Here is a 19,802-nt window from a genome sequence, read left to right as displayed (position 1 = left end):
TGCACAAGGCGCCGCGTACGATAAGGGCCGTGTTGACCCCTCTCGCCTTCATCGCCAACCGCTGGACCCCGTCACCCCGGACCGTCCGGCGGGCCGCCCTCGCCGCGCTCGTCATGAGCGTGCTCATCGTCGTCACGGGCGGCGCGGTACGGCTGACCGGATCCGGTCTCGGCTGCGACACGTGGCCCAAGTGCACCGACGACAGCCTGATCGTGACCCAGGCGCAGGGTTTCCACGGGGCCATCGAGTTCGGCAACCGCATGCTGACGTACGTGCTCTGCGCGGCCGTTGGCTGGTGCATCGTCGCCGCCCGCTCGGCCAAGCCGTGGCGGCGCACGCTGACGCGGCTCGGCTGGCTCCAGTTCCTCATCGTGATGGGCAACGCCGTCCTCGGCGGGATCACCGTCCTTACGGGGCTCAACCCGTACAGCGTGGCCGGGCACTTCCTCCTCGCCACCTCGCTGGTCACGGTCACGACGATCACCTGGCAGCGCACCCGCGAGGGCGACACCGCCGCGAGGCCGCGCGTCCCCGCTGCGGTACGGGGGCTTTCCCGGGCCCTGCTCGCGACGGCGCTGGTCCTGATCGCGGCGGGCACGGTGGTCACCGGTTCCGGTCCGCACGCGGGCGACAGCAGCGAGATCAAGCGGATGCCGTTCGACTGGGCCACCACCGCGCACGTCCACGCCATCTCCGCCTGGGTGGTGTGCGCGCTCGCCGTCGCCATGTGGCTGGTGCTGCGCGTGGCCGACGCGCCGGCGGACACCCGGGCCCGCGCCCGTGACCTGCTGATCGTGCTGCTCGCGCAGGGCGCCGTCGGCTACGTCCAGTACTTCACGCACGTGCCCGAGGTGCTGGTCGCCGCGCACATGCTCGGCTCCTGCCTGGTGTGGATCGCCGTGCTCCGGGTGGCGCTCAGCCTGCGGGAGCGGCCCGCGGCGGAGGCGCAGATCCCCTCTCAGGGCGACCCGCAGCTCTCCTCCGTCTGAGCCGGGGCCGGGAGCCGGGCGCCGCCGGGCACCGGCTCACCCCCGCTCGTCCAGCCGGTAGACGCGGCGGGCGTTGCCGGCCGCGACCATGGCCGCCACCCGTTCGGCGTCCCGCCAGGACCAGGCACCGTCGCCGACCCAGCCGCCCAGCACCCGGCCCAGCGCCTCCCGGAACACCAGGGCGCCCACCGCGTGCAGTTCGGGCAGCCGGCGCCCGCCGCTGGAGAACAGCAGCTTGCCGAAGGGGGCGGCCTCCAGCACCTCGGCCAGCACCCCCGCCGCCCGCGCGCCGCTCTGCCCGAGCGCCGCGCCCAGATCCGCGTGGACGTGCGGGAAGGCCGCCGCCAGCTGGGCTGCGTGCCGGTGGTACGGGTACCCGCCGAGCAGCACCAGCCGGGTCCCGAGTCCCGCGGTGGCCCGTACGAACTCAGTCAGCAGCGCCGGATCGGCCTCCTGCGGCCGCTGCCCCGGATCCCCCGCGCCCGCCCCGGTGTGCAGCTGGAGCGGCAGCCCCGTCGCCACCGCGCTCCACAGCAGGTGCCGCAGGAGTACGGGGTCCCGTACGGCCCCGCCCTTGGCGCGCCGGGCCAGCCACCGTCCGGCCGCCCCCCGCACCTCGCCCGGACCGGGCGGCTCGGGGGCCTGCCCGAGCACGGCGGGATATCCGGCGTCCGCCCCGCAGGTGAAGGCCACGGCCGCGGCGGCGGCGTGGTGGACGGCCTCGGCGAGGTTTGCGAGGAAGGCCGGCACGGTGCCGGAGGTGTCGGCGACCTGCTCGGCGAGCAGCTCCAGCCGTACGACCTCGAAGGCGTCGGCGTCCGCCGTGAGCGCCAGCTCCTTGGGGCCGGTGAGGTCGCCGGGCACTCCCGTGTCGACCAGATAGGCGGCGACGCCGGAGCCCCGCAGCAGCCGCCGCCCGGACTCGACCACGCCCAGCTCGCGCCGCCGGGCCAGGTACCGGGCGGGGGCGCAGTGCGGCTCCAGGCCGAGCAGGGGCGGGCACCAGCGGCGCACCGCGAAACCGGTCTGGGTGTCGAAGAAGGTGGTCCCGGCCGCGGGCGCGCCGGCCGAGCGGACCAGCTGGGCCTCGAAGGTGCCGAGGCCCAGCTCCGTACGGAGCACTCCCTGGCAGTACTGGTCCACCAGGGGCGGCGTTTCGATCATCCGGGCATCCCGTTGCGGACGTGAGGAAGGGGCTTCCACACGTCCTAACGGGTGAGCGGGGTGTGAGGTGTTGCTCGCGCTGTTGACCGAGCGGCCACCGTCACGGTCCGGCGCGGCGCTCAGGCCGCCGGGTCGGCCGCCCCGCCGAGCTGGATCCCGGCCATGCGCGACCACTCGTACGGGCCGGTCTTGACGCGCGCGGCGAACTCTCCGTCGAACTCGTCGTGGAGGGTCAGGCCGGCCTTCTCGGCCGCCAGCCGGGCCACCGCGTACGTCGGGGCCACGAGGTCGCCCCAGCCGCCGTCCGTGCCGACGAGGACGATCCGGGTGCCGGCCTGGCCGATGTACGCGATCTGGCCCTCGGCGCCGCCGTGGTGCCGGGCGAACGCGCCGATCTGCCGGGCCAGCTTCGCGGCCTTCCGGTCCTGCTTCTTGTCTGCGGTGTCCGCCGTGGTGTCTGCCATGGACAGCATGCTACCGGCGGGTAATGAACGGAGGAAGCGTCAGCGCAGGAAGGGATCCACGGCCACCGCGACGAACAGCAGCGACACGTACGTGATCGACCAGTGGAACAGGCGCATCTCCTTGAGCTTCGCGCCCGTCACGCCCGCCTTGGCCCGCGCGTGCAGCGCGTGCGCCTCCCACAGCCACCAGCCGCCGGCCGCCAGCGCCACCGCGGTGTAGAACCAGCCGGTGTACCCCAGAGGGGTGAGCAGCAGCGAGACCGCCACCATCACCCAGCTGTAGAGGACGATCTGGCGCGCCACGGCCTGGTTGCCCGCCACCACCGGCAGCATCGGCACGCCGACACGCGCGTAGTCCTCCTTCACCTTCATGGACAGCGGCCAGTAGTGCGGCGGCGTCCAGAAGAAGATGACGAGGAAGAGGATGACCGCGGCCCAGGAGACCTCGTTCTTGACGGCCGACCAGCCGATGAGCACCGGCATGCAGCCCGCGATGCCGCCCCAGACGATGTTCTGCGCGGTGCGCCGCTTCAGCAGCATCGTGTAGACGACCACGTAGAAGAGGAGCGCGCCGAGGGCGAGCGCGGCCGACAGCCAGTTGATGAGCAGCCCGAAGAACAGGGTGGAGACCACCGCGAGCGTGATGCCGAAGGCGAGGCACTCGCGCGGGCTGACCATGCCGGTGACCAGCGGCCGCTGCGAGGTGCGGTCCATCAGCGCGTCGATGTCGCGGTCGATGTACATGTTCAGCGCGTTGGCGCCGCCCGCCGACAAGTACCCGCCGAAGCAGGTGGCGAGGACCAGCCACAGCGACGGCACGCCCTGTTCGGCGAGGAACATCACCGGCACTGTGGTGATCAGCAGAAGTTCGATGATCCGCGGCTTGGTCAAAGCCACGAAAGCCATGACCCGGGCCCCGAACGGCCGGTGGACGGGGCTCGTCCCGAGCACCCCCGCTGGACGGGATTCGACGGCCGTCACGCACACCCCTGACAGAGAAACCAGCAAGCTCCGGACATAAAGGTCCGCTGAAGGCTCGCACGTACCACGCCACTCTAGACGTTGCACTTACGTCGCCCCGCGCGGGGGTCGCCCCGTGTTGGTCCGATCGGAGCCGCCGACGTTGTGACGGACTGCGGGCACTCGAATAGCTGCACGCCGTCACGGGGGTAGGCTCGGAATCGCGCCGGTGCACCGTTCGTCACCGGGTAACAGACATGTGGAGAGGAGCCCTGACCCACGGTGAGCACCAAGCCGACGACCACAGAGCTCGACTGGACCGACCTCGACCAGCGGGCCGTCGACACCGCCCGCATCCTGGCCGCCGACGCGGTCCAGAAGGTGGGTAACGGCCACCCCGGCACGGCGATGAGTCTGGCCCCCGCCGCGTACACCCTCTTCCAGAAGGTGATGCGGCACGACCCGGCGGACCCCGAGTGGGTCGGCCGGGACCGTTTCGTGCTTTCCGCGGGGCACTCGTCCCTCACTCTTTACACCCAGCTCTACCTCGGCGGCTTCGGCCTGGAGCTCGCCGACCTCGAAGCCTTCCGCACCTGGGGCTCCAAGACCCCCGGCCACCCGGAGTACGGCCACACGGCCGGCGTCGAGACCACCACCGGCCCGCTGGGCCAGGGCGTCGCCAACGCGGTGGGCATGGCCATGGCCGCCCGCTACGAGCGCGGCCTGTTCGACCCCGAGGCCCCCCAGGGCGCCTCTCCGTTCGACCACATGGTCTACGCGATCGCGGGCGACGGCTGCCTCCAGGAGGGCATCTCCCACGAGGCCTCCGCCCTGGCCGGCCACCAGAAGCTCGGCAACCTGGTGCTGCTGTGGGACGACAACCACATCTCCATCGAGGGCGACACCGAGACCGCCGTCTCCGAGGACACCCTGGGGCGCTACGAGGCGTACGGCTGGCACGTCCAGCGCGTCGAGCAGCAGCCGAACGGCGACCTCGACCCGAAGGCGCTGTTCGCCGCCCTGGCCGCGGCCAAGGCCGAGACCGAGCGCCCGTCCTTCATCGCGATGCGCTCGATCATCGCCTGGCCGGCCCCGCACGCCCAGGGCACCGAGGCCGCGCACGGCTCGGCCCTCGGTGACGACGAGGTCGCCGCCACCAAGCGCGTCCTCGGCTTCGACCCGGAGAAGAGCTTCGACGTCTCCGACGAGGTCCTCGCGCACACCCGCAAGGCACTGGACCGCGGCCGCGAGGCCAAGGCCGCCTGGGAGAAGGACTTCTCCGCCTGGCGCACCGCCAACCCGGAGCGCGCCGCCGAGTTCGACCGCATCAACGCCAACGAGCTGCCCGCCGGCTGGGAGGAGAAGCTCCCCGCCTTCGAGACCGGCAAGGGCGTCGCCACCCGCGCGGCCTCCGGCAAGGTCCTCGAAGCGCTCGGCTCGGTCATCCCGGAGCTGTGGGGCGGCTCGGCCGACCTGGCCGGCTCCAACAACACCACGATCGACAAGCACTCGTCCTTCCTCCCGAAGGGCAACCCGCTGCCCGAAGCGGACCCGTACGGCCGTACGGTCCACTTCGGCATCCGCGAGCACGCCATGGCCGCGACCATGAACGGCATCACGCTGCACGGCCACACCCGCGTCTACGGCGGCACCTTCCTGGTGTTCTCCGACTACATGCGCAACGCCGTCCGCCTGTCCGCGCTGATGCACCTGCCGGTGACGTACGTGTGGACGCATGACTCCATCGGCCTCGGTGAGGACGGCCCGACGCACCAGCCGGTCGAGCACCTCGCCTCGCTGCGCGCCATCCCGGGCCTGAACGTGGTCCGCCCGGCCGACGCGAACGAGACCGTCACCGCCTGGCGCGAGATCCTTCGCCGCCACACCAAGGTGTACGGCAAGGGCGCCCCCCACGGTCTGGCGCTGACCCGCCAGGGCGTGCCGACCTACGAGCGCAACGAGGACGCCGCCAAGGGCGGGTACGTGCTCTTCGAGGCGACGGGCCCCGAGGGGCAGAGCGCAGCGCCCCAGGTCCTCCTGATCGGCACCGGTTCCGAGGTCCAGCTCGCCGTCGCCGCGCGCGAGGCGCTCCAGGCCGAGGGCATCCCGGCCCGCGTGGTCTCGATGCCGTCCGTCGAGTGGTTCGAGGAGCAGGACCAGGCGTACAAGGACAGCGTCCTGCCGCCGTCCGTCAAGGCGCGCGTCGCGGTCGAGGCCGGCATCGGCCTGACCTGGCACCGCTACGTCGGCGACGCCGGCCGGATCGTGTCGCTGGAGCACTTCGGTGCCTCCGCCGACGCCAAGGTGCTGTTCCGCGAGTTCGGGTTCACCCCCGAGGCCGTCGCCGCCGCCGCCAAGGAATCCCTCACCGCCGCCGCGCGCTGACACCGGTACACGAACCAGTAGGAGATGCAATTCCCATGACAGACGCACTCAAGCGCCTCTCCGACGAGGGCGTGGCGATCTGGCTGGACGACCTGTCCCGCAAGCGCATCACGTCCGGCAACCTGGCCGAGCTCATCGACCAGTCCCACGTGGTCGGTGTCACCACCAACCCGTCGATCTTCCAGAAGGCGATCAGCAGCGGCGACGGCTACGAGCAGCAGCTCGCCGACCTCGCCGTCCGCAAGGTCACCGTCGACGAGGCCATCCGCATGATCACGACGGCGGACGTCCGCGACGCCGCCGACATCCTGCGCCCGGTCTTCGACCGCACCGACGGTCAGGACGGCCGGGTCTCCATCGAAGTCGACCCGCGCCTGGCCCACAACACCGCGGCGACGGTCGCCGAGGCCAAGCAGCTCGCCTGGCTGGTGGACCGCCCGAACACGCTCATCAAGATCCCGGCGACCAAGGCCGGCCTGCCGGCGATCACCGAGGTCATCGGCAAGGGCATCAGCGTCAACGTCACGCTGATCTTCTCGCTGGAGCGCTACCGCGAGGTCATGGACGCGTACCTGGCGGGTCTGGAGAAGGCCAAGGCCTCGGGCCTGGACCTCTCGCTGATCCACTCGGTCGCCTCCTTCTTCGTGTCCCGCGTGGACTCGGAGATCGACAAGCGCCTGGACGCGATCGGCACCGACGAGGCGAAGGCCCTCAAGGGCAAGGCGGCCCTCGCCAACGCCCGTCTGGCATACGAGGCCTACGAAGAGGTGTTCTCCTCCGACCGGTGGAACGCCCTGGAGAAGCACGGCGCCAACAAGCAGCGTCCGCTGTGGGCCTCGACGGGCGTCAAGGACCCGGCGTACAAGGACACCCTGTACGTGGTCGACCTGGTCGCCCCGAACACCGTGAACACCATGCCGGAGGCCACCCTGGAGGCCACCGCCGACCACGGCGAGATCACGGGTGACACCGTGCGCGGCACGTACGACCAGGCCCGCGCCGAGCTCGACGCGGTCGCGAAGCTGGGCATCTCGTACGACGATGTGGTGCAGCTGCTCGAGGACGAAGGCGTCGAGAAGTTCGAGGCGTCCTGGAACGACCTGCTGAAGTCCACCGAGGCGGAGCTCCAGCGCCTCGCCCCCACGGAGGCCTGAACACTTTGTCTGTGATCGGAGCGAACCCGCTTCGTGACGCACAGGACCGACGGCTCCCGCGCATCGCGGGGCCGTCCGGCCTGGTCATTTTCGGCGTTACGGGTGACCTGTCGCGCAAGAAGCTGATGCCCGCCATCTACGACCTGGCCAACCGGGGGCTGCTGCCGCCGGGGTTCTCGCTGATCGGCTTCGCCCGCCGTGAATGGGAGCACGAGGACTTCGCCCAGGTGGTGTACGAGGCCGTCAAGGAGCACTCGCGCACTCCCTTCCGGGAGGAGGTCTGGCAGCAGCTGGTGCAGGGCTGCCGCTTCGTGCAGGGCGATTTCGACGACGACGCCGCCTTCGAGACCCTCAAGTCCACGATCGACGACCTGGACAAGGCGCAGGGCACGGGAGGCAACTTCGCCTTCTACCTGTCGGTGCCTCCGAAGTTCTTCCCCAAGGTGGTCCAGCAGCTCAAGAACCACGGGCTGGCGCAGAAGGAGGGCTCCTGGCGGCGTGCCGTCATCGAGAAGCCCTTCGGACACGACCTGAAGAGCGCCGAGGAGCTCAACAAGGTCGTGCACGAGGTCTTCCCGCGGGACGAGGTCTTCCGGATCGACCACTACCTCGGCAAGGAGACCGTCCAGAACATCCTGGCGCTCCGCTTCGCCAACACGATGTTCGAGCCGATCTGGAACCGGTCGTACGTCGACCACGTGCAGATCACCATGGCCGAGGACATCGGCATCGGCGGCCGGGCCGGGTACTACGACGGCATCGGCGCGGCCCGTGACGTCATCCAGAACCACCTGCTCCAGCTGCTCGCGCTGACGGCGATGGAGGAGCCCGGCTCCTTCCACCCCAAGGCGCTGGTGGCGGAGAAGCTCAAGGTCCTCACGGCCGTCGAGCTCCCCGAGGACCTGGGCAAGCACACCGTGCGCGGCCAGTACTCGGCGGCGTGGCAGGGTGGCGAGAAGGTCGTCGGGTACCTCGAAGAGGACGGCATCGACCCCAAGTCGAAGACCGACACCTACGCGGCCATCCGCCTGGAGATCAACAACCGCCGCTGGGCGGGCGTCCCGTTCTACCTGCGCACGGGCAAGCGCCTGGGCCGCCGGGTGACCGAGATCGCCGTCGTCTTCAAGCGGGCCCCGTACCTGCCGTTCGAGTCGGGCGCGACCGAGGAGCTGGGGCAGAACGCCCTGGTCATCCGGGTCCAGCCGGACGAGGGCATCACGGTGCGCTTCGGCTCCAAGGTTCCGGGCACCTCCATGGAGGTGCGGGACGTCACGATGGACTTCGCGTACGGCGAGTCCTTCACGGAGTCGAGCCCCGAGGCGTACGAGCGGCTGATCCTCGACGTCCTGCTGGGTGACGCGAACCTCTTCCCGCGCCACCAGGAGGTCGAGCTGTCCTGGAACATCCTCGACCCGATCGAGGAGTACTGGGACAAGCACGGCAGGCCCGCGCAGTACCCGGCGGGGACCTGGGGGCCGGTCGAGGCGGACGAGATGCTCGCACGAGACGGACGGAGCTGGCGCCGGCCATGAAGATCGACCTCACGGAGACCACCTCCAGCAAGATCAACGCCGCATTGGTGCAGGCGCGCCGGGACATCGGCACGCCGGCCATCGGCATGGTCCTCACGCTGGTGATCGTGACCGACGAGGAGAACGCGTACGACGCGCTCAAGTCGGCGAACGACGCGGCCCACGAACACCCTTCGCGGATCCTCGTCGTCATCAAGCGGGTCAGCCGCTCGCCGCGCAGCCGCCGCGACGCCCGCCTCGACGCGGAAGTCCGCGTCGGGGCGGACGCCGGCAGCGGCGAGACGGTGGTGCTCCGCCTCCACGGTGAACTGGTCAACCACGCCCAGTCGGTGGTCCTCCCGCTCCTCCTGCCGGACGCGCCCGTCGTGGTCTGGTGGCCGGACGACGCCCCGCCGGACGTGGCGCGCGATCCGCTGGGTGCCCTCGGGCAGCGCCGGATCACGGACACGTACGCGAGCGAGAACCCGCAGGACGCCCTCACGCAGCGGGCCGCGGCCTACGCCCCGGGTGACACGGACCTGTCCTGGACCCGGATCACGCCGTGGCGCTCGATGCTGGCCGCCGCGCTGGACCAGCAGCCCGTCAAGGTCAGCTCGGTGGCCGTCGAGGGCGAGGCCGAGAACCCGAGCTGCGAGCTGCTGGCCATGTGGCTGGCGGACCGCCTCCAGGTGCCCGTCCGGCGCATGTCCTCGGACGGTCCGGGCCTGACCTCGGTCCGGCTGGAGACCAAGGACGGGGACATCGTCCTGGACCGGGCGGACGGCTCGCTGGCGACGCTGTGCATGCCGGGGCAGCCCGACCGTGCCGTGGCGCTCAAGCGCCGGGACACGGCCGAGCTCTTGGCGGAGGAGCTGCGCCGGCTCGATCCGGACAACATCTTCGAGGCCGCGCTGAAGTTCGGCGTGTCCAAGCTGGGGGCGGAGTCCCCGGCCGCCGCTCCGGCCAAGGCCGAGGCCAAGGCCGCGCCCGCGGACTCCCCGGAGACGGTGACCGGCCCCAAGGCCGACTCCGCGCCCGCGAAGCCCGCGGCGAAGCCGGCCAAGAAGGCCCCGGCCAAGTAGCACGCACCGGGCCCTGCCCCGGATCCCGGTCGCGGGATCCGGGGCAGGGCTCCGGCCAACCCACAAACGATAAGGCGGCAGCCATGGGCATGACGACTCCCCAGGTCGTCGTCCACCGGGACAAGGAGCTGATGGCCCAGGCCGCGGCGGCCCGGCTCATCACCAAGATCGTCGACGCGCAGGCCGCCCGCGGCAGTGCCTCCGTCGTCCTCACCGGCGGCCGCAACGGCAACGGCCTCCTGGCCGCGCTGGCCGCGGCCCCGGCCCGGGACGCCGTCGACTGGTCGCGGATCGACCTCTGGTGGGGCGACGAGCGCTACGTCCCCGCAGACGACCCCGAGCGCAACCACACCCAGGCCCGTGCGGCCCTCCTGGACTCCGTCCCGGTCGACCCGGCCCGCGTGCACGCGATGCCCGCCTCCGACGGCCCGTACGGGGCGGACGCGGACGCCGCGGCCGCCGCCTACGCGGCCGAGCTGGCCAAGGCCGCCGGCCCCGAGGACCACGGTCCGGTCCCCACCTTCGACGTCCTGATGCTGGGCGTCGGCCCCGACACCCACATCGCCTCGCTCTTCCCCGAGCACCCGGCCTCCCGCGAGACCGACCGCACGGTGGTCGGCGTGCACGGCGCGCCCAAGCCGCCGCCCACCCGGATCTCCCTGACCCTGCCGGCCATCCGGGCGGCCCGCGAGGTGTGGCTGCTCGCGGCGGGTGAGGACAAGGCCGGGGCGGTGGCCATCGCCCTCGGTGGCGCCGGCGGGGTCCAGGCCCCCGCCGCGCAGGCGTACGGCCGCTCCCGCACCCTGTGGCTGCTGGACCGCACGGCCGCGGCGAAGCTCCCGGCCGGGCTGTACCCGCCGCCCGCCTCCTGATCCCCGTACGGCCGAAGGGCCCGCCCCCCGAACGGGGGCGGGCCCTTCGTCATGCCGCGGCGCCGTGCCGTCAGCCGCGCCCGCGCAGCTTGCGGTACTCCGTCACGAGAGCCTTCGACGAGGCGTCCAGCCCCGGTACGTCCGCGCCCTCCGTCAGCGCCGGCTCGACCCGCTTCGCCAGGACCTTGCCGAGCTCCACGCCCCACTGGTCGAAGGAGTCGATGTTCCACACCGCGCCCTGGACGAACACCTTGTGCTCGTACAGCGCGATCAGCTGGCCCAGCACCGCCGGGGTGAGGTCCTGCGCCAGGATCGTCGTGGTCGGGTGGTTCCCCTGGAAGGTCTTGTGCGGGACCAGCGGCTCCGGCACGCCCTCCGCGCGGACCTCCTCGGCCGTCTTGCCGAAGGCCAGCGCCTGGGTCTGGGCGAAGAAGTTGGCCATGAGCAGGTCGTGCTGGCCCGCCAGCTTCGGCTCCAGCTCGCCGACCGGCCGGGCGAAGCCGATGAAGTCCGCCGGGATCAGCTTCGTGCCCTGGTGGATCAACTGGTAGTACGCGTGCTGCCCGTTGGTGCCGGGCGTGCCCCACACCACCGGACCGGTCTGCCAGTCCACCGGATTGCCGTCCCGGTCGACGGACTTGCCGTTGGACTCCATGTCCAGCTGCTGGAGGTACGCGGTGAAGCGGGAGAGGTAGTGGCTGTACGGGAGGACGGCGTGCGACTGCGCGTCGAAGAAGTCCCCGTACCAGATCCCCAACAGGCCCATCAGGAGCGGCACGTTCTGCTCGGGCGGGGCCGTGCGGAAATGCTCGTCCACCGTCCGGAATCCGCCCAGCATCTCCCGGAAGGCGTCCGGACCGATCGCGATCATCAGCGAGAGCCCGATCGCCGAGTCGAAGGAGTAGCGCCCGCCGACCCAGTCCCAGAACTCGAACATGTTGGCCGGATCGATGCCGAACGCGGTGACCTTCTCCTCGTTGGTCGACAGCGCCACGAAGTGCCGTGCCACGGCCGCCGTGTCACCGCCCAGACCCGCCAGCAGCCACTCCCGCGCCGACTCGGCGTTGGTGATGGTCTCGATGGTGGTGAAGGTCTTGGAGGCGATGATGAACAGCGTCTCGGCCGGGTCCAGGTCCCGTACGGCCTCGTGCAGGTCGGCGCCGTCCACGTTGGACACGAACCGCACCGTCAGGCCGCGGTCGGTGAAGGCGCGCAGCGCCTCGTACGCCATCGCCGGGCCCAGGTCGGAGCCGCCGATGCCGATGTTGACCACGTTCTTGATGCGCTTGCCGGTGAAGCCGGTCCACTCCCCCGACCGGACCTGCCCGGAGAAGGCGGCCATCTTGTCGAGGACCGCGTGCACCGCGGGCACCACGTTCTCGCCGTCCACCTCGATCACCGCGTCCCGCGGCGCGCGCAGGGCGGTGTGCAGGACCGCCCGGTCCTCCGTCGTGTTGATCTTCTCGCCGCGGAACATCGCCTCGCGCAGCTCGGCCACGCCCGTCGCCGCCGCCAGCTCGCGCAGCAGCTCCAGCGTCTCGTCGGTCACGAGGTGCTTCGAGTAGTCGACGTACAGGTCCCCGACCCGCAGCGCGTAGTCCGTTCCCCGGTTCGGATCCGCCGCGAACAGCTCGCGCAGGTGCTTGTGCCCCAGCTCTTCACGGTGCTTGCCGAGCGCCAGCCACTCGGGCATCCGGTTGAGCCTCATCCGTCCCGCCCGTCGCCCGCCACCACCATCGTTCGACGCGCTCCGCGCGGCGGCCTGGTTTGCGTTCATCTCGGACATCAACCCGTTTCTTCCTGTCCTGTCGTGCCCCGCCGATCACCAACTTAAGGGATCGAAGGGGGGTATGCCGGACAGCGCCTTCGGCGCGGGGGTACGCAAAGGGGCCCGGCCCGCTGGAGAAGACTCCTGCGGGCCGGGCCCGATGTCACACCGTCGCTCTCGCGTCCGTCAGATCTCGCCGCGCAGCTTGGCGAGCGCCTCGGCGAGGATCGCCTCGCCGTCGGCGTCCGACCGCCGCTCGCGCACGTACGCCAGGTGGGTCTTGTAGGGCTCGGTGCGCGGCGGAGCGGGCGGGTTGTCCCGGTCCTGGCCGGCCGGGAACCCGCAGCGCGGGCAGTCCCAGGTGTCCGGCACCTGCGCGTCGCTGGCGAAGCTCGGCTGCGTCTCGTGCCCGTTCGAGCACCAGAAGGAGATGCGCAGGCGGGGCGCGGACTCGCCGCGCTCGGCCTCACCCATCGGCCCCGCTCCGACCCGACTGCCACGGATCGCGTTGCCACTTGCCACGGTCGTAACTCCCTGCGTGATGGTGCCGCGGAGCGTGAGTGGAATTCCGCTGCGGGCGCCCCAGTCTACGTAAGGCCCAACGCACGTCCCTCACATGGAGTTACTCACTCCAGGGCGGGGACGCCGTCCTCATGATAGGCCGGGAGAAGGCGACCGGTCCGGCGGAATGGCCAGAACCGTTGGTTCCGCTACTTCAGCAGGATCCCGAGCGCCATGATGCAGGCGAACCAGAGCAGGCCGATCACGACGGTGATGCGGTCCAGGTTGCGCTCCGCGACCGAGGAGCCGCCGACGGAGGACTGCATGCCGCCGCCGAACATGTCGGAAAGGCCGCCGCCCTTGCCCTTGTGCATCAGCACGAGCAGCATCAGCAGGGCGCTGAAGACGATCAGGGCGATCGAGAACCCCATAATCACGGCTGATTCCTACTTTCTGGCTTTTCTGGCTGTCCGGCTCTGCTTGACGTGCGCGGGGGCCAGTGGCTGGTGGTCCAGCCTCCTGGCCCCCGCAAGGGTACGACGGATCCGCCCTACCGCATACTCACTGCGACGATCACGCAGGTCACTGGTCGCGGAAGCGGACGATCTTCACGAACTCCTCCGCGTCCAGCGCCGCGCCGCCGACCAGGGCGCCGTCGACGTCGGGCTGGGCCATGATCGCCGCGATGTTGCCGGACTTGACCGAGCCGCCGTACTGGATGCGGACCTTGTCGGCCAGCTCCTGCGAGTAGAGCTCGGCGAGGCGGGTGCGGATCGCCCCGCAGACCTCCTGCGCGTCCTCGGGGGTGGCGACCTCGCCGGTACCGATCGCCCAGACGGGCTCGTACGCGATCACGATGGACTCGGCCTGCTCGGCCGGGAGGTCCTTCAGGCCGCCCTCGACCTGGGCGAGGGTGTGCGGGACCTGCTGTCCGGCCTTGCGGACGTCCAGGCCCTCGCCGACGCAGAGGATCGGGGTGATCCCGTGGCGGTAGGCGGCCTTGACCTTGGCGTTGCAGAGCTCGTCGCTCTCGTTGTGGTACTGGCGGCGCTCGCTGTGGCCGACGGCCACGTACGTGCACTTCAGCTTCGCGAGCATCGAACCGGAGATCTCGCCGGTGTAGGCGCCGGAGTCGTGGGCCGAGACGTCCTGGGCGCCGTACTTGATCTTCAGCTTGTCGCCGTCGACCAGGGTCTGGACCGAGCGCAGGTCGACGAAGGGCGGCAGGACCGCGACCTCGACGGCGTCGTAGTCCTTGTCGGCGAGCGCGAAGGCGAGCTTCTGGACGTGGGCGATGGCCTCGAGGTGGTTGAGGTTCATCTTCCAGTTGCCCGCCATCAGCGGGGTACGCGTGGTCATACGGGTTCAGACCTCCAGTGCGGCGAGGCCGGGGAGCGTCTTGCCCTCGAGGTATTCGAGGGAGGCGCCGCCACCGGTCGAGATGTGGCCGAATGCGTTCTCGTCGAAGCCGAGCGTGCGCACGGCGGCGGCGGAGTCGCCGCCGCCGACCACGGTGAACGCGTTGCTGTCGACGAGGGCCTGCGCGATGGCGCGGGTGCCTCCGGCGTAGTCGGGGTGCTCGAAGACGCCCACGGGACCGTTCCAGAAGACGGTCTCCGCGTCGGCGATCTTCGACGCGTACAGCTCACGGGTCTTGGGACCGATGTCCAGACCCTCCTTGTCGGCGGGGATCTTGTCCGCGTCGACGGTCTCGAAGTCGGCCGGGGCCTTGGTCTTCAGGTCCGGGAACTCGGCGGAGACCAGCACGTCGACGGGGAGGACCAGCTCGACGCCGGTCTTCTCGGCGCGCGCCATGTACTCCTTGACGACGTCCACCTGGTCCTTCTGGAGCAGGGAGATGCCGACCTCGTGGCCCTTGGCGTAGAGGAAGGTGTACGCCATGCCGCCGCCGATGAGGATGCGGTCGGCCTTGCCGAGCAGTTCGTCGATGACGGCCAGCTTGTCGGAGACCTTGGCGCCGCCGAGGACGACCACGTACGGGCGCTTGACCTCGGCGGTGAGCTTCTTCAGCACGCCGACCTCGGTGGCGATCAGGTAGCCGGCCGCGTGCGGGAGGCGCGCGGGCAGGTCGAAGACCGAGGCGTGCTTGCGGTGGACGGCGCCGAAGCCGTCGCCGACGTAGACGTCGGCGAGCTCGGCGAGCTGGTCCGCGAAGGCGCCGCGCTCGGCGTCGTCCTTCGAGGTCTCACCGGCGTTGAAGCGCAGGTTCTCGATGACGGCGACCTGGCCGTCGGCGAGGGCGGCGACGGTCTCCTTGGCGGAGGAGCCGACGGTGTCGGTGGCGAACGCGACGTCCGCACCGAGCAGTTCACCGAGTCGCTTGGCGGCCGGAGCGAGTGAGAAGGCCGGGTCCGGGGCGCCCTTGGGGCGGCCCAGGTGCGAGGCGACGATCACGCGGGCGCCGGCTTCGGCGAGCTTCGCGATGGTCGGCTGCACGGCGCGGATGCGGCCGTCGTCGGTGATCGTGTCGCCCGAGAGCGGCACGTTGAGGTCGGCGCGGACGAAGACCCGCTTGCCGGTCACGCCGTCGGCGAGCAGTTCGTCGATCGTCTTCATGTGTTCCTACTCCTTATCCCCATACACGGGTTCTGCCGGTGCGGGGCCGGTCGGTGGAGGCAGACGACAGGGCCCGTGCAGCGCTCCATCGCGCTGACCGGACCCTGTCCTCACATCTTGGTGCCTGGCCCTGCTACCTGAGACTTAGAGCTGACCGCCGACGAAGACGGTCAGGTCGACGAGGCGGTTGGAGTAGCCCCACTCGTTGTCGTACCAGCCGACGACCTTGACCTGCGTACCGTCCTGAACCATGGTCAGGGAGGAGTCGAAGGTGCAGGAAGCCGGCCAGTTCACGATGTCGGAGGAGACGATCGCGTCCTCGGTGTAGTCGAGGATGCCCTTGAGCTGGCCCTCGGCGGCCTTCTGGAAGGCCGCGTTGATCTCTTCCTTGGTGGTCTCGCGGGAGAGCTCCAGGACGAGGTCGGTGACCGAGCCGGTCGGGACCGGGACGCGCATGGCGATGCCGTCCAGCTTGCCCTTGAGCTGCGGGAGGACCAGAGCGGTGGCCTTGGCGGCGCCCGTCGAGGTCGGGATGATGTTCTCGGCGGCGGCGCGGGCGCGGCGCAGGTCCGAGTGCGGGAAGTCCAGGATGCGCTGGTCGTTCGTGTACGCGTGGACCGTGGTCATCATGCCCTTGACGATGCCGAAGTTCTCGTCGAGGACCTTGGCCATCGGCGCCACGCAGTTGGTGGTGCAGGAGGCGTTGGAGATGACGTGGTGGTTGGCCGCGTCGTACTTGTCCTGGTTGACGCCCATCACGATCGTGATGTCCTCGTCCTTGGCCGGAGCCGAGATGAGGACCTTCTTGGCGCCCGCGGCGATGTGCTTGGCGGCGTCGGCCTTCTTCGTGAAGATGCCGGTCGACTCGATGACGATGTCCGCGCCGAGCTCGCCCCACGGCAGGTTCGCGGGGTCGCGCTCGGCGAACGTCTTGAAGGTGTTGCCGCCGACGGTGATGGTGTCGTCGGTGTGGGAGACCTCGGCCTTGAGGCGGCCCAGGATGGTGTCGTACTTGAGCAGGTGCACCAGGGTCGCGTTGTCAGTCAGGTCGTTGACACCGACGATCTCGATGTCCGCTCCCTGCTCAAGGAGCGCCCGGAAGTAGTTGCGGCCAATTCGGCCAAAACCATTGATGCCTACGCGGATCGTCACGAACCGATCTCCTCGTTGGTGCGCCGGCCTGTCCCGCCGGCGAGCTGTATGGGATGTCCCCGACCGCTTACGACCCTACCTCTCCGTGAGCTTGTGAGTGACATCGGCCGGGACCTGACACTCCCCCTGCCCCACGGGAGACCGCCTCCGGGGCCCGTACCTGGGCTCGGCACGGGACCCGGAGGACCTTGGCCCCCGTCACGCAGAGTGAGCGAAGGGGGCTCGAATGATCAGCGGTGCAGCGACTTGAGCGCCTTACCGACGAGTACGGCTCGGTCCGCCGCCGCCGGCAGGTGTTCGAGGCCGAAGCCGAGGAGCACCGTGTCACGCGTAGTGACCGAGGCGTAGGACTTGAACAGCTCGCCGGACCGGACCCACTCGCCCGGGATCACGGGACTTCCGGCAGGCGCTCCCTGGGCGGTCCAGGCACCCAGGGAGGTCTCGAACCCCTCCACGGCCTGGTCGGCTCCGCCGAGGGAGACGCGTGCGTCGTCGGCGAAGAGGCCGCGGCCCCCGGAGCCGCCGTCCGAGACGTAGGAGAGGGAGACCTCGACGGTCTTGCCCGCGTAGGCGCTGAGGTCGAAGGCGACCTGCTTCCAGCCGTCGGAGGACCCGGTGAAGCTGTTCCACCGGCCGCTGGTGCCACTGGCGGTGCAGGCGCCGCTGCCGACGGTCAGGTAGTGCTTCAGGAACGGGTGGCCGTTGACGTAGAACCCGGCTTCGCACTCCGTCGGGACGGTGGCGGAGGTCAGGCCGCCCGCCTCGGGCAGGGTGGTCCAGTCCTCGGCGCCCGTGGTGTGGGCCTCCAGGATCGCGTGGTCGTAGCCCGGCTCGGTGTTCCAGTTGAGGGCCGCCTTCAGTTGCGGGCGGTCGGCGGCCGTGACCTTGGTCAGGTCGATGGTGCGGGTCAGCCGCTTCCACTCGTCGTCGGCGTGGGTGGCCGCGGCCATGCCCGTTCCCGAGTAGGGGGCGTACGGATTCACGACCCCGGCGTACGAACCCGCCTGCGCGCTCTTGAACTGCGGGAACTGCGCCGCCGGCAGGGAGTCCGAGGTGACGGCGTAGGAGCCGGGAGCGTCGAACGGGTTGCCCGCCGCGTCGCCCAGGCCGCCCTTGGCTCCGGCGAGGGCACCCGCACCGGTGAACCCGGTCGCGCCGCCGGCACTCGTACGGGCGTAGGCGCCGAGGTAGTACTGGCTGAAGTCGTCCGTCACGGCGCGGCCCACCCGGGCGTTTCCGCCCGCGAGCTCGCCGGCCTCGATCAGCTTGCCGCCCTCGTTGAGGAAGTCCCGCACGGCGAGCTGCGTGTCGCCGCCGGGGGTCTTGGCGCCGGTGTAGTGGACGGCCGTACGGAAGTGGGAGAGCACGCCCAGGTGGTGCGGGGCGCCCTGTACGGCCACGTCCCAGACCGCCGCGGACCTGCCGTTGGCGCGCAGGGCGTCCACGTACTCCTGCGCGTGCTGCGCCTTGGCGCCCTCCTCGGCGATCACCAGCACGTCCGCGCGCGGCCGCGCGGCCACGGTGTACGTGAAGTGCTCGCTGGAGACCTGCTTGCCCGCGCCGTCGCGGCCGGTGAACCAGACCTCGACCTTGTCGCCCGGCTTGGCGCCGTCCACCGTGGCCCGGTACTCGTCGAACCAGTTGTTGTCCTCGCCGCCGTAGACCTCGCCGCCCTTCCAGGCGCGCAGCCCGTCGTCGTGCGTACGGCCGCCGTTGATGCGGAACTTGAGCTGCTTGTCCTTCAGCGCCTTGCGGGCGGTGACGGAGACCGTCTGGTCCTCGCCCTTGGCCGCGTAGGAGGTGGTGAAGGGGTCCGGGGTGAAGTCCGCGGCGCTCAGGCCCACGGAGGACTTCGGCTGGTCCGGGTGCGCGGCGCTCTCGCCGACGGCGAGGGCGAACGGGACGTTCTTCGCGAACTCCGCCTGGATGAGCTTCTCGTCGTCCGGGAAGTTGAAGCCGGACCGGCAGTCCTCCGGCCTCCACCGGTCGTTCGGGTCGCTCGCGGAGGCCGTCTGGCAGGTGGTCATCTCCGGGGTGAACATCATGACGCCGTTGACGTTCGCGGCGTGCCCGTCGGCCTCGCCGTTGGTGGTGTAGAGCTCGGAGGAGACCTGCGGGTAATAGCCCGGGATCGCGGAGTTCTCCGGGGTGCCGGCGAGCGCCTTGTAGGCGACGTCGTCGGGGGTGGGGGTGGCCACCTGCCAGCCCACGCCGTAGAGCAGCAGCTCGGCGGCGGAGTGGTAGTTGACGGCGTACTTGAAGCCGACGCGCTTCTCGAACCTGTCGAGGGCGACGGTCTCCGGCTCCGAGGAGGGCTTGGGACCGCGGTAGGTCTCGCTGGACTGGTTCGGTGAGGAACCCTCGTTGTCGTAGCCCCACTTGTAGGCGAAGTTCCGGTTGAGGTCGACGCCGTCGCCGGTGGTGATCTTTCCGTCGCCGTTGTTGTCGTGCAGGTTCTTGCGCCACAGCCGGTCGCCGTCGGGCGCGTGCGTGTAGTCGTACCCGTCCGGGTTGGCGGAGAGCAGGAACCACAGCTCGGTGGAGTCCACCAGCTTGGTGATCCGCTGGTCCTTGCCGTAGTTGTCGAGGGTGTGGTGCATCAGGCGCCGGGTCATCTCCGGGGTGATCCACTCACGGGCGTGCTGGTTCGACATGTAGAGCACGGACGGCTTGCCGCCGTCCTTGGTGGTGCGGGCGTTCTTGGTGACCTTCAGGGCCAGGATGTCCTTGCCCTGGACGGTCTTGCCGATGGAGACCACCTTGGCGAGCCCGGGGTTGGCCTGGGCCGTCTTGAGGATCTCCTCCTGGAGCCCGCCCTTGCCGCTGTACGGGCGGAAGACCCCGTCGCCGGCGGCCTGGGAACGGGCCGCGTCCGCCGGGACCCGGTGCTCGGCGAGCTTGACGCCCCGGCCGGCGAGCTCCTTGGCCTGGGCGGCGGTGAGGAACAGCTCCACCTTGGCGGTCCCGGTCTCCGGGGCGCGTTCGGTGAGCTCGTGGGCGTCCTGTCCCGCGGCGAGGAGCAGCGGTACCTGCTCCTTGGTGACGTCCGCGTCGTAGACCCGGACCTCGTCGGCGCCGGGTGCGGCGTCCGCGGCGGGGCGGGCGTGGGCCGCCGGGACGGCGGCCAGTGTGGTTCCGAAGACGAGTGCGCTTGCGGCGAGGATCGATCTCGCGCGGTGCCTCATGTGCCCCCCTGGGCGTCGTCTGCCACGAAAGCGTTCGG

The 19,802-nt window shown here is 70.6% G+C and carries 16 protein-coding genes; 6 read left to right on the top strand and 10 right to left on the bottom strand.

Annotated elements, in window-relative coordinates; all coding sequences use genetic code 11:
* Window positions 1-20: 20 nt before the first annotated feature.
* Window positions 21-989, top strand: coding sequence for a COX15/CtaA family protein (locus ACS04_RS12855; protein ID WP_048476775.1), 969 nt, complete (start codon window positions 21-23; stop codon window positions 987-989).
* A 36-nt stretch (window positions 990-1,025) separates the two neighbouring features.
* On the opposite strand, the gene ACS04_RS12850 is transcribed toward ACS04_RS12855, so the two are convergent.
* The 3 genes from ACS04_RS12850 to ACS04_RS12840 all read right to left on the bottom strand — a co-directional run bounded on the left by ACS04_RS12850 (window position 1,026) and on the right by ACS04_RS12840 (window position 3,604).
* Window positions 1,026-2,153, bottom strand: a complete 1,128-nt coding sequence (locus ACS04_RS12850) for an amidohydrolase family protein (protein ID WP_048476695.1) — start codon at window positions 2,151-2,153, stop codon at window positions 1,026-1,028.
* A gap of 119 nt (window positions 2,154-2,272) precedes the next feature.
* Window positions 2,273-2,617, bottom strand: coding sequence for a hypothetical protein (locus ACS04_RS12845; protein WP_048476774.1), 345 nt, complete (start codon window positions 2,615-2,617; stop codon window positions 2,273-2,275).
* Between the two features lie 39 nt (window positions 2,618-2,656).
* Window positions 2,657-3,604 (bottom strand): heme o synthase, encoded by a 948-nt coding sequence (locus ACS04_RS12840; protein ID WP_078864715.1) that lies wholly within the window; start codon window positions 3,602-3,604, stop codon window positions 2,657-2,659.
* A 255-nt stretch (window positions 3,605-3,859) separates the two neighbouring features.
* Between ACS04_RS12840 and tkt the strand changes: the two genes are divergently transcribed.
* From tkt to pgl, 5 genes are all read left to right on the top strand, one after another.
* Window positions 3,860-5,962: a transketolase gene (gene tkt, locus ACS04_RS12835; protein ID WP_048476694.1), complete on the top strand. Its 2,103-nt coding sequence runs from the start codon at window positions 3,860-3,862 to the stop codon at window positions 5,960-5,962.
* Window positions 5,963-5,997: 35 nt separating this feature from the next.
* Window positions 5,998-7,116, top strand: a complete 1,119-nt coding sequence (gene tal, locus ACS04_RS12830; protein ID WP_048476693.1) for a transaldolase — start codon at window positions 5,998-6,000, stop codon at window positions 7,114-7,116.
* Window positions 7,117-7,121: 5 nt separating this feature from the next.
* Window positions 7,122-8,648 (top strand): glucose-6-phosphate dehydrogenase, encoded by a 1,527-nt coding sequence (zwf, locus tag ACS04_RS12825; protein WP_048476692.1) that lies wholly within the window; start codon window positions 7,122-7,124, stop codon window positions 8,646-8,648.
* Window positions 8,645-9,709, top strand: coding sequence for a glucose-6-phosphate dehydrogenase assembly protein OpcA (gene opcA, locus ACS04_RS12820; protein ID WP_048476691.1), 1,065 nt, complete (start codon window positions 8,645-8,647; stop codon window positions 9,707-9,709). Before zwf ends, opcA begins: the two co-directional genes overlap by 4 nt.
* 89 nt (window positions 9,710-9,798) lie before the next feature.
* The gene (gene pgl, locus ACS04_RS12815; protein ID WP_048476772.1) at window positions 9,799-10,581 is read left to right on the top strand and encodes a 6-phosphogluconolactonase; all 783 of its coding nucleotides are present in this window, start codon (window positions 9,799-9,801) and stop codon (window positions 10,579-10,581) included.
* Between the two features lie 70 nt (window positions 10,582-10,651).
* Here the strand turns inward: pgl and pgi are convergent, their stop codons facing one another.
* The 7 genes from pgi to ACS04_RS12780 all read right to left on the bottom strand — a co-directional run bounded on the left by pgi (window position 10,652) and on the right by ACS04_RS12780 (window position 19,764).
* Window positions 10,652-12,289: a glucose-6-phosphate isomerase gene (gene pgi, locus ACS04_RS12810; protein ID WP_048476690.1), complete on the bottom strand. Its 1,638-nt coding sequence runs from the start codon at window positions 12,287-12,289 to the stop codon at window positions 10,652-10,654.
* A gap of 246 nt (window positions 12,290-12,535) precedes the next feature.
* The gene (locus tag ACS04_RS12805) at window positions 12,536-12,871 is read right to left on the bottom strand and encodes an RNA polymerase-binding protein RbpA (RefSeq protein WP_010352468.1); all 336 of its coding nucleotides are present in this window, start codon (window positions 12,869-12,871) and stop codon (window positions 12,536-12,538) included.
* 188 nt (window positions 12,872-13,059) lie between these two features.
* Window positions 13,060-13,281 (bottom strand): preprotein translocase subunit SecG, encoded by a 222-nt coding sequence (secG, locus tag ACS04_RS12800; RefSeq protein ID WP_030858951.1) that lies wholly within the window; start codon window positions 13,279-13,281, stop codon window positions 13,060-13,062.
* 151 nt (window positions 13,282-13,432) lie between these two features.
* A complete protein-coding gene (gene tpiA, locus ACS04_RS12795; RefSeq protein WP_048476689.1) occupies window positions 13,433-14,209 on the bottom strand; it encodes a triose-phosphate isomerase in 777 nt (258 codons plus the stop codon).
* 6 nt (window positions 14,210-14,215) lie between these two features.
* The gene (locus tag ACS04_RS12790) at window positions 14,216-15,427 is read right to left on the bottom strand and encodes a phosphoglycerate kinase (protein ID WP_048476688.1); all 1,212 of its coding nucleotides are present in this window, start codon (window positions 15,425-15,427) and stop codon (window positions 14,216-14,218) included.
* 144 nt (window positions 15,428-15,571) lie between these two features.
* The gene (gene gap, locus ACS04_RS12785; protein ID WP_030160344.1) at window positions 15,572-16,579 is read right to left on the bottom strand and encodes a type I glyceraldehyde-3-phosphate dehydrogenase; all 1,008 of its coding nucleotides are present in this window, start codon (window positions 16,577-16,579) and stop codon (window positions 15,572-15,574) included.
* Between the two features lie 230 nt (window positions 16,580-16,809).
* Complete coding sequence (locus ACS04_RS12780) at window positions 16,810-19,764, bottom strand: M14 family metallopeptidase (RefSeq protein WP_048476687.1); 2,955 nt, start codon at window positions 19,762-19,764, stop codon at window positions 16,810-16,812.
* Window positions 19,765-19,802 lie beyond the last annotated feature (38 nt).

The sequence above is a fragment of the Streptomyces roseus genome (assembly GCF_001044425.1).
GTDB lineage: Bacteria > Actinomycetota > Actinomycetes > Streptomycetales > Streptomycetaceae > Streptomyces > Streptomyces roseus.
Note: the sequence above shows the minus strand (reverse complement) of the source record. Positions and strands in the feature narration are given on the sequence as shown.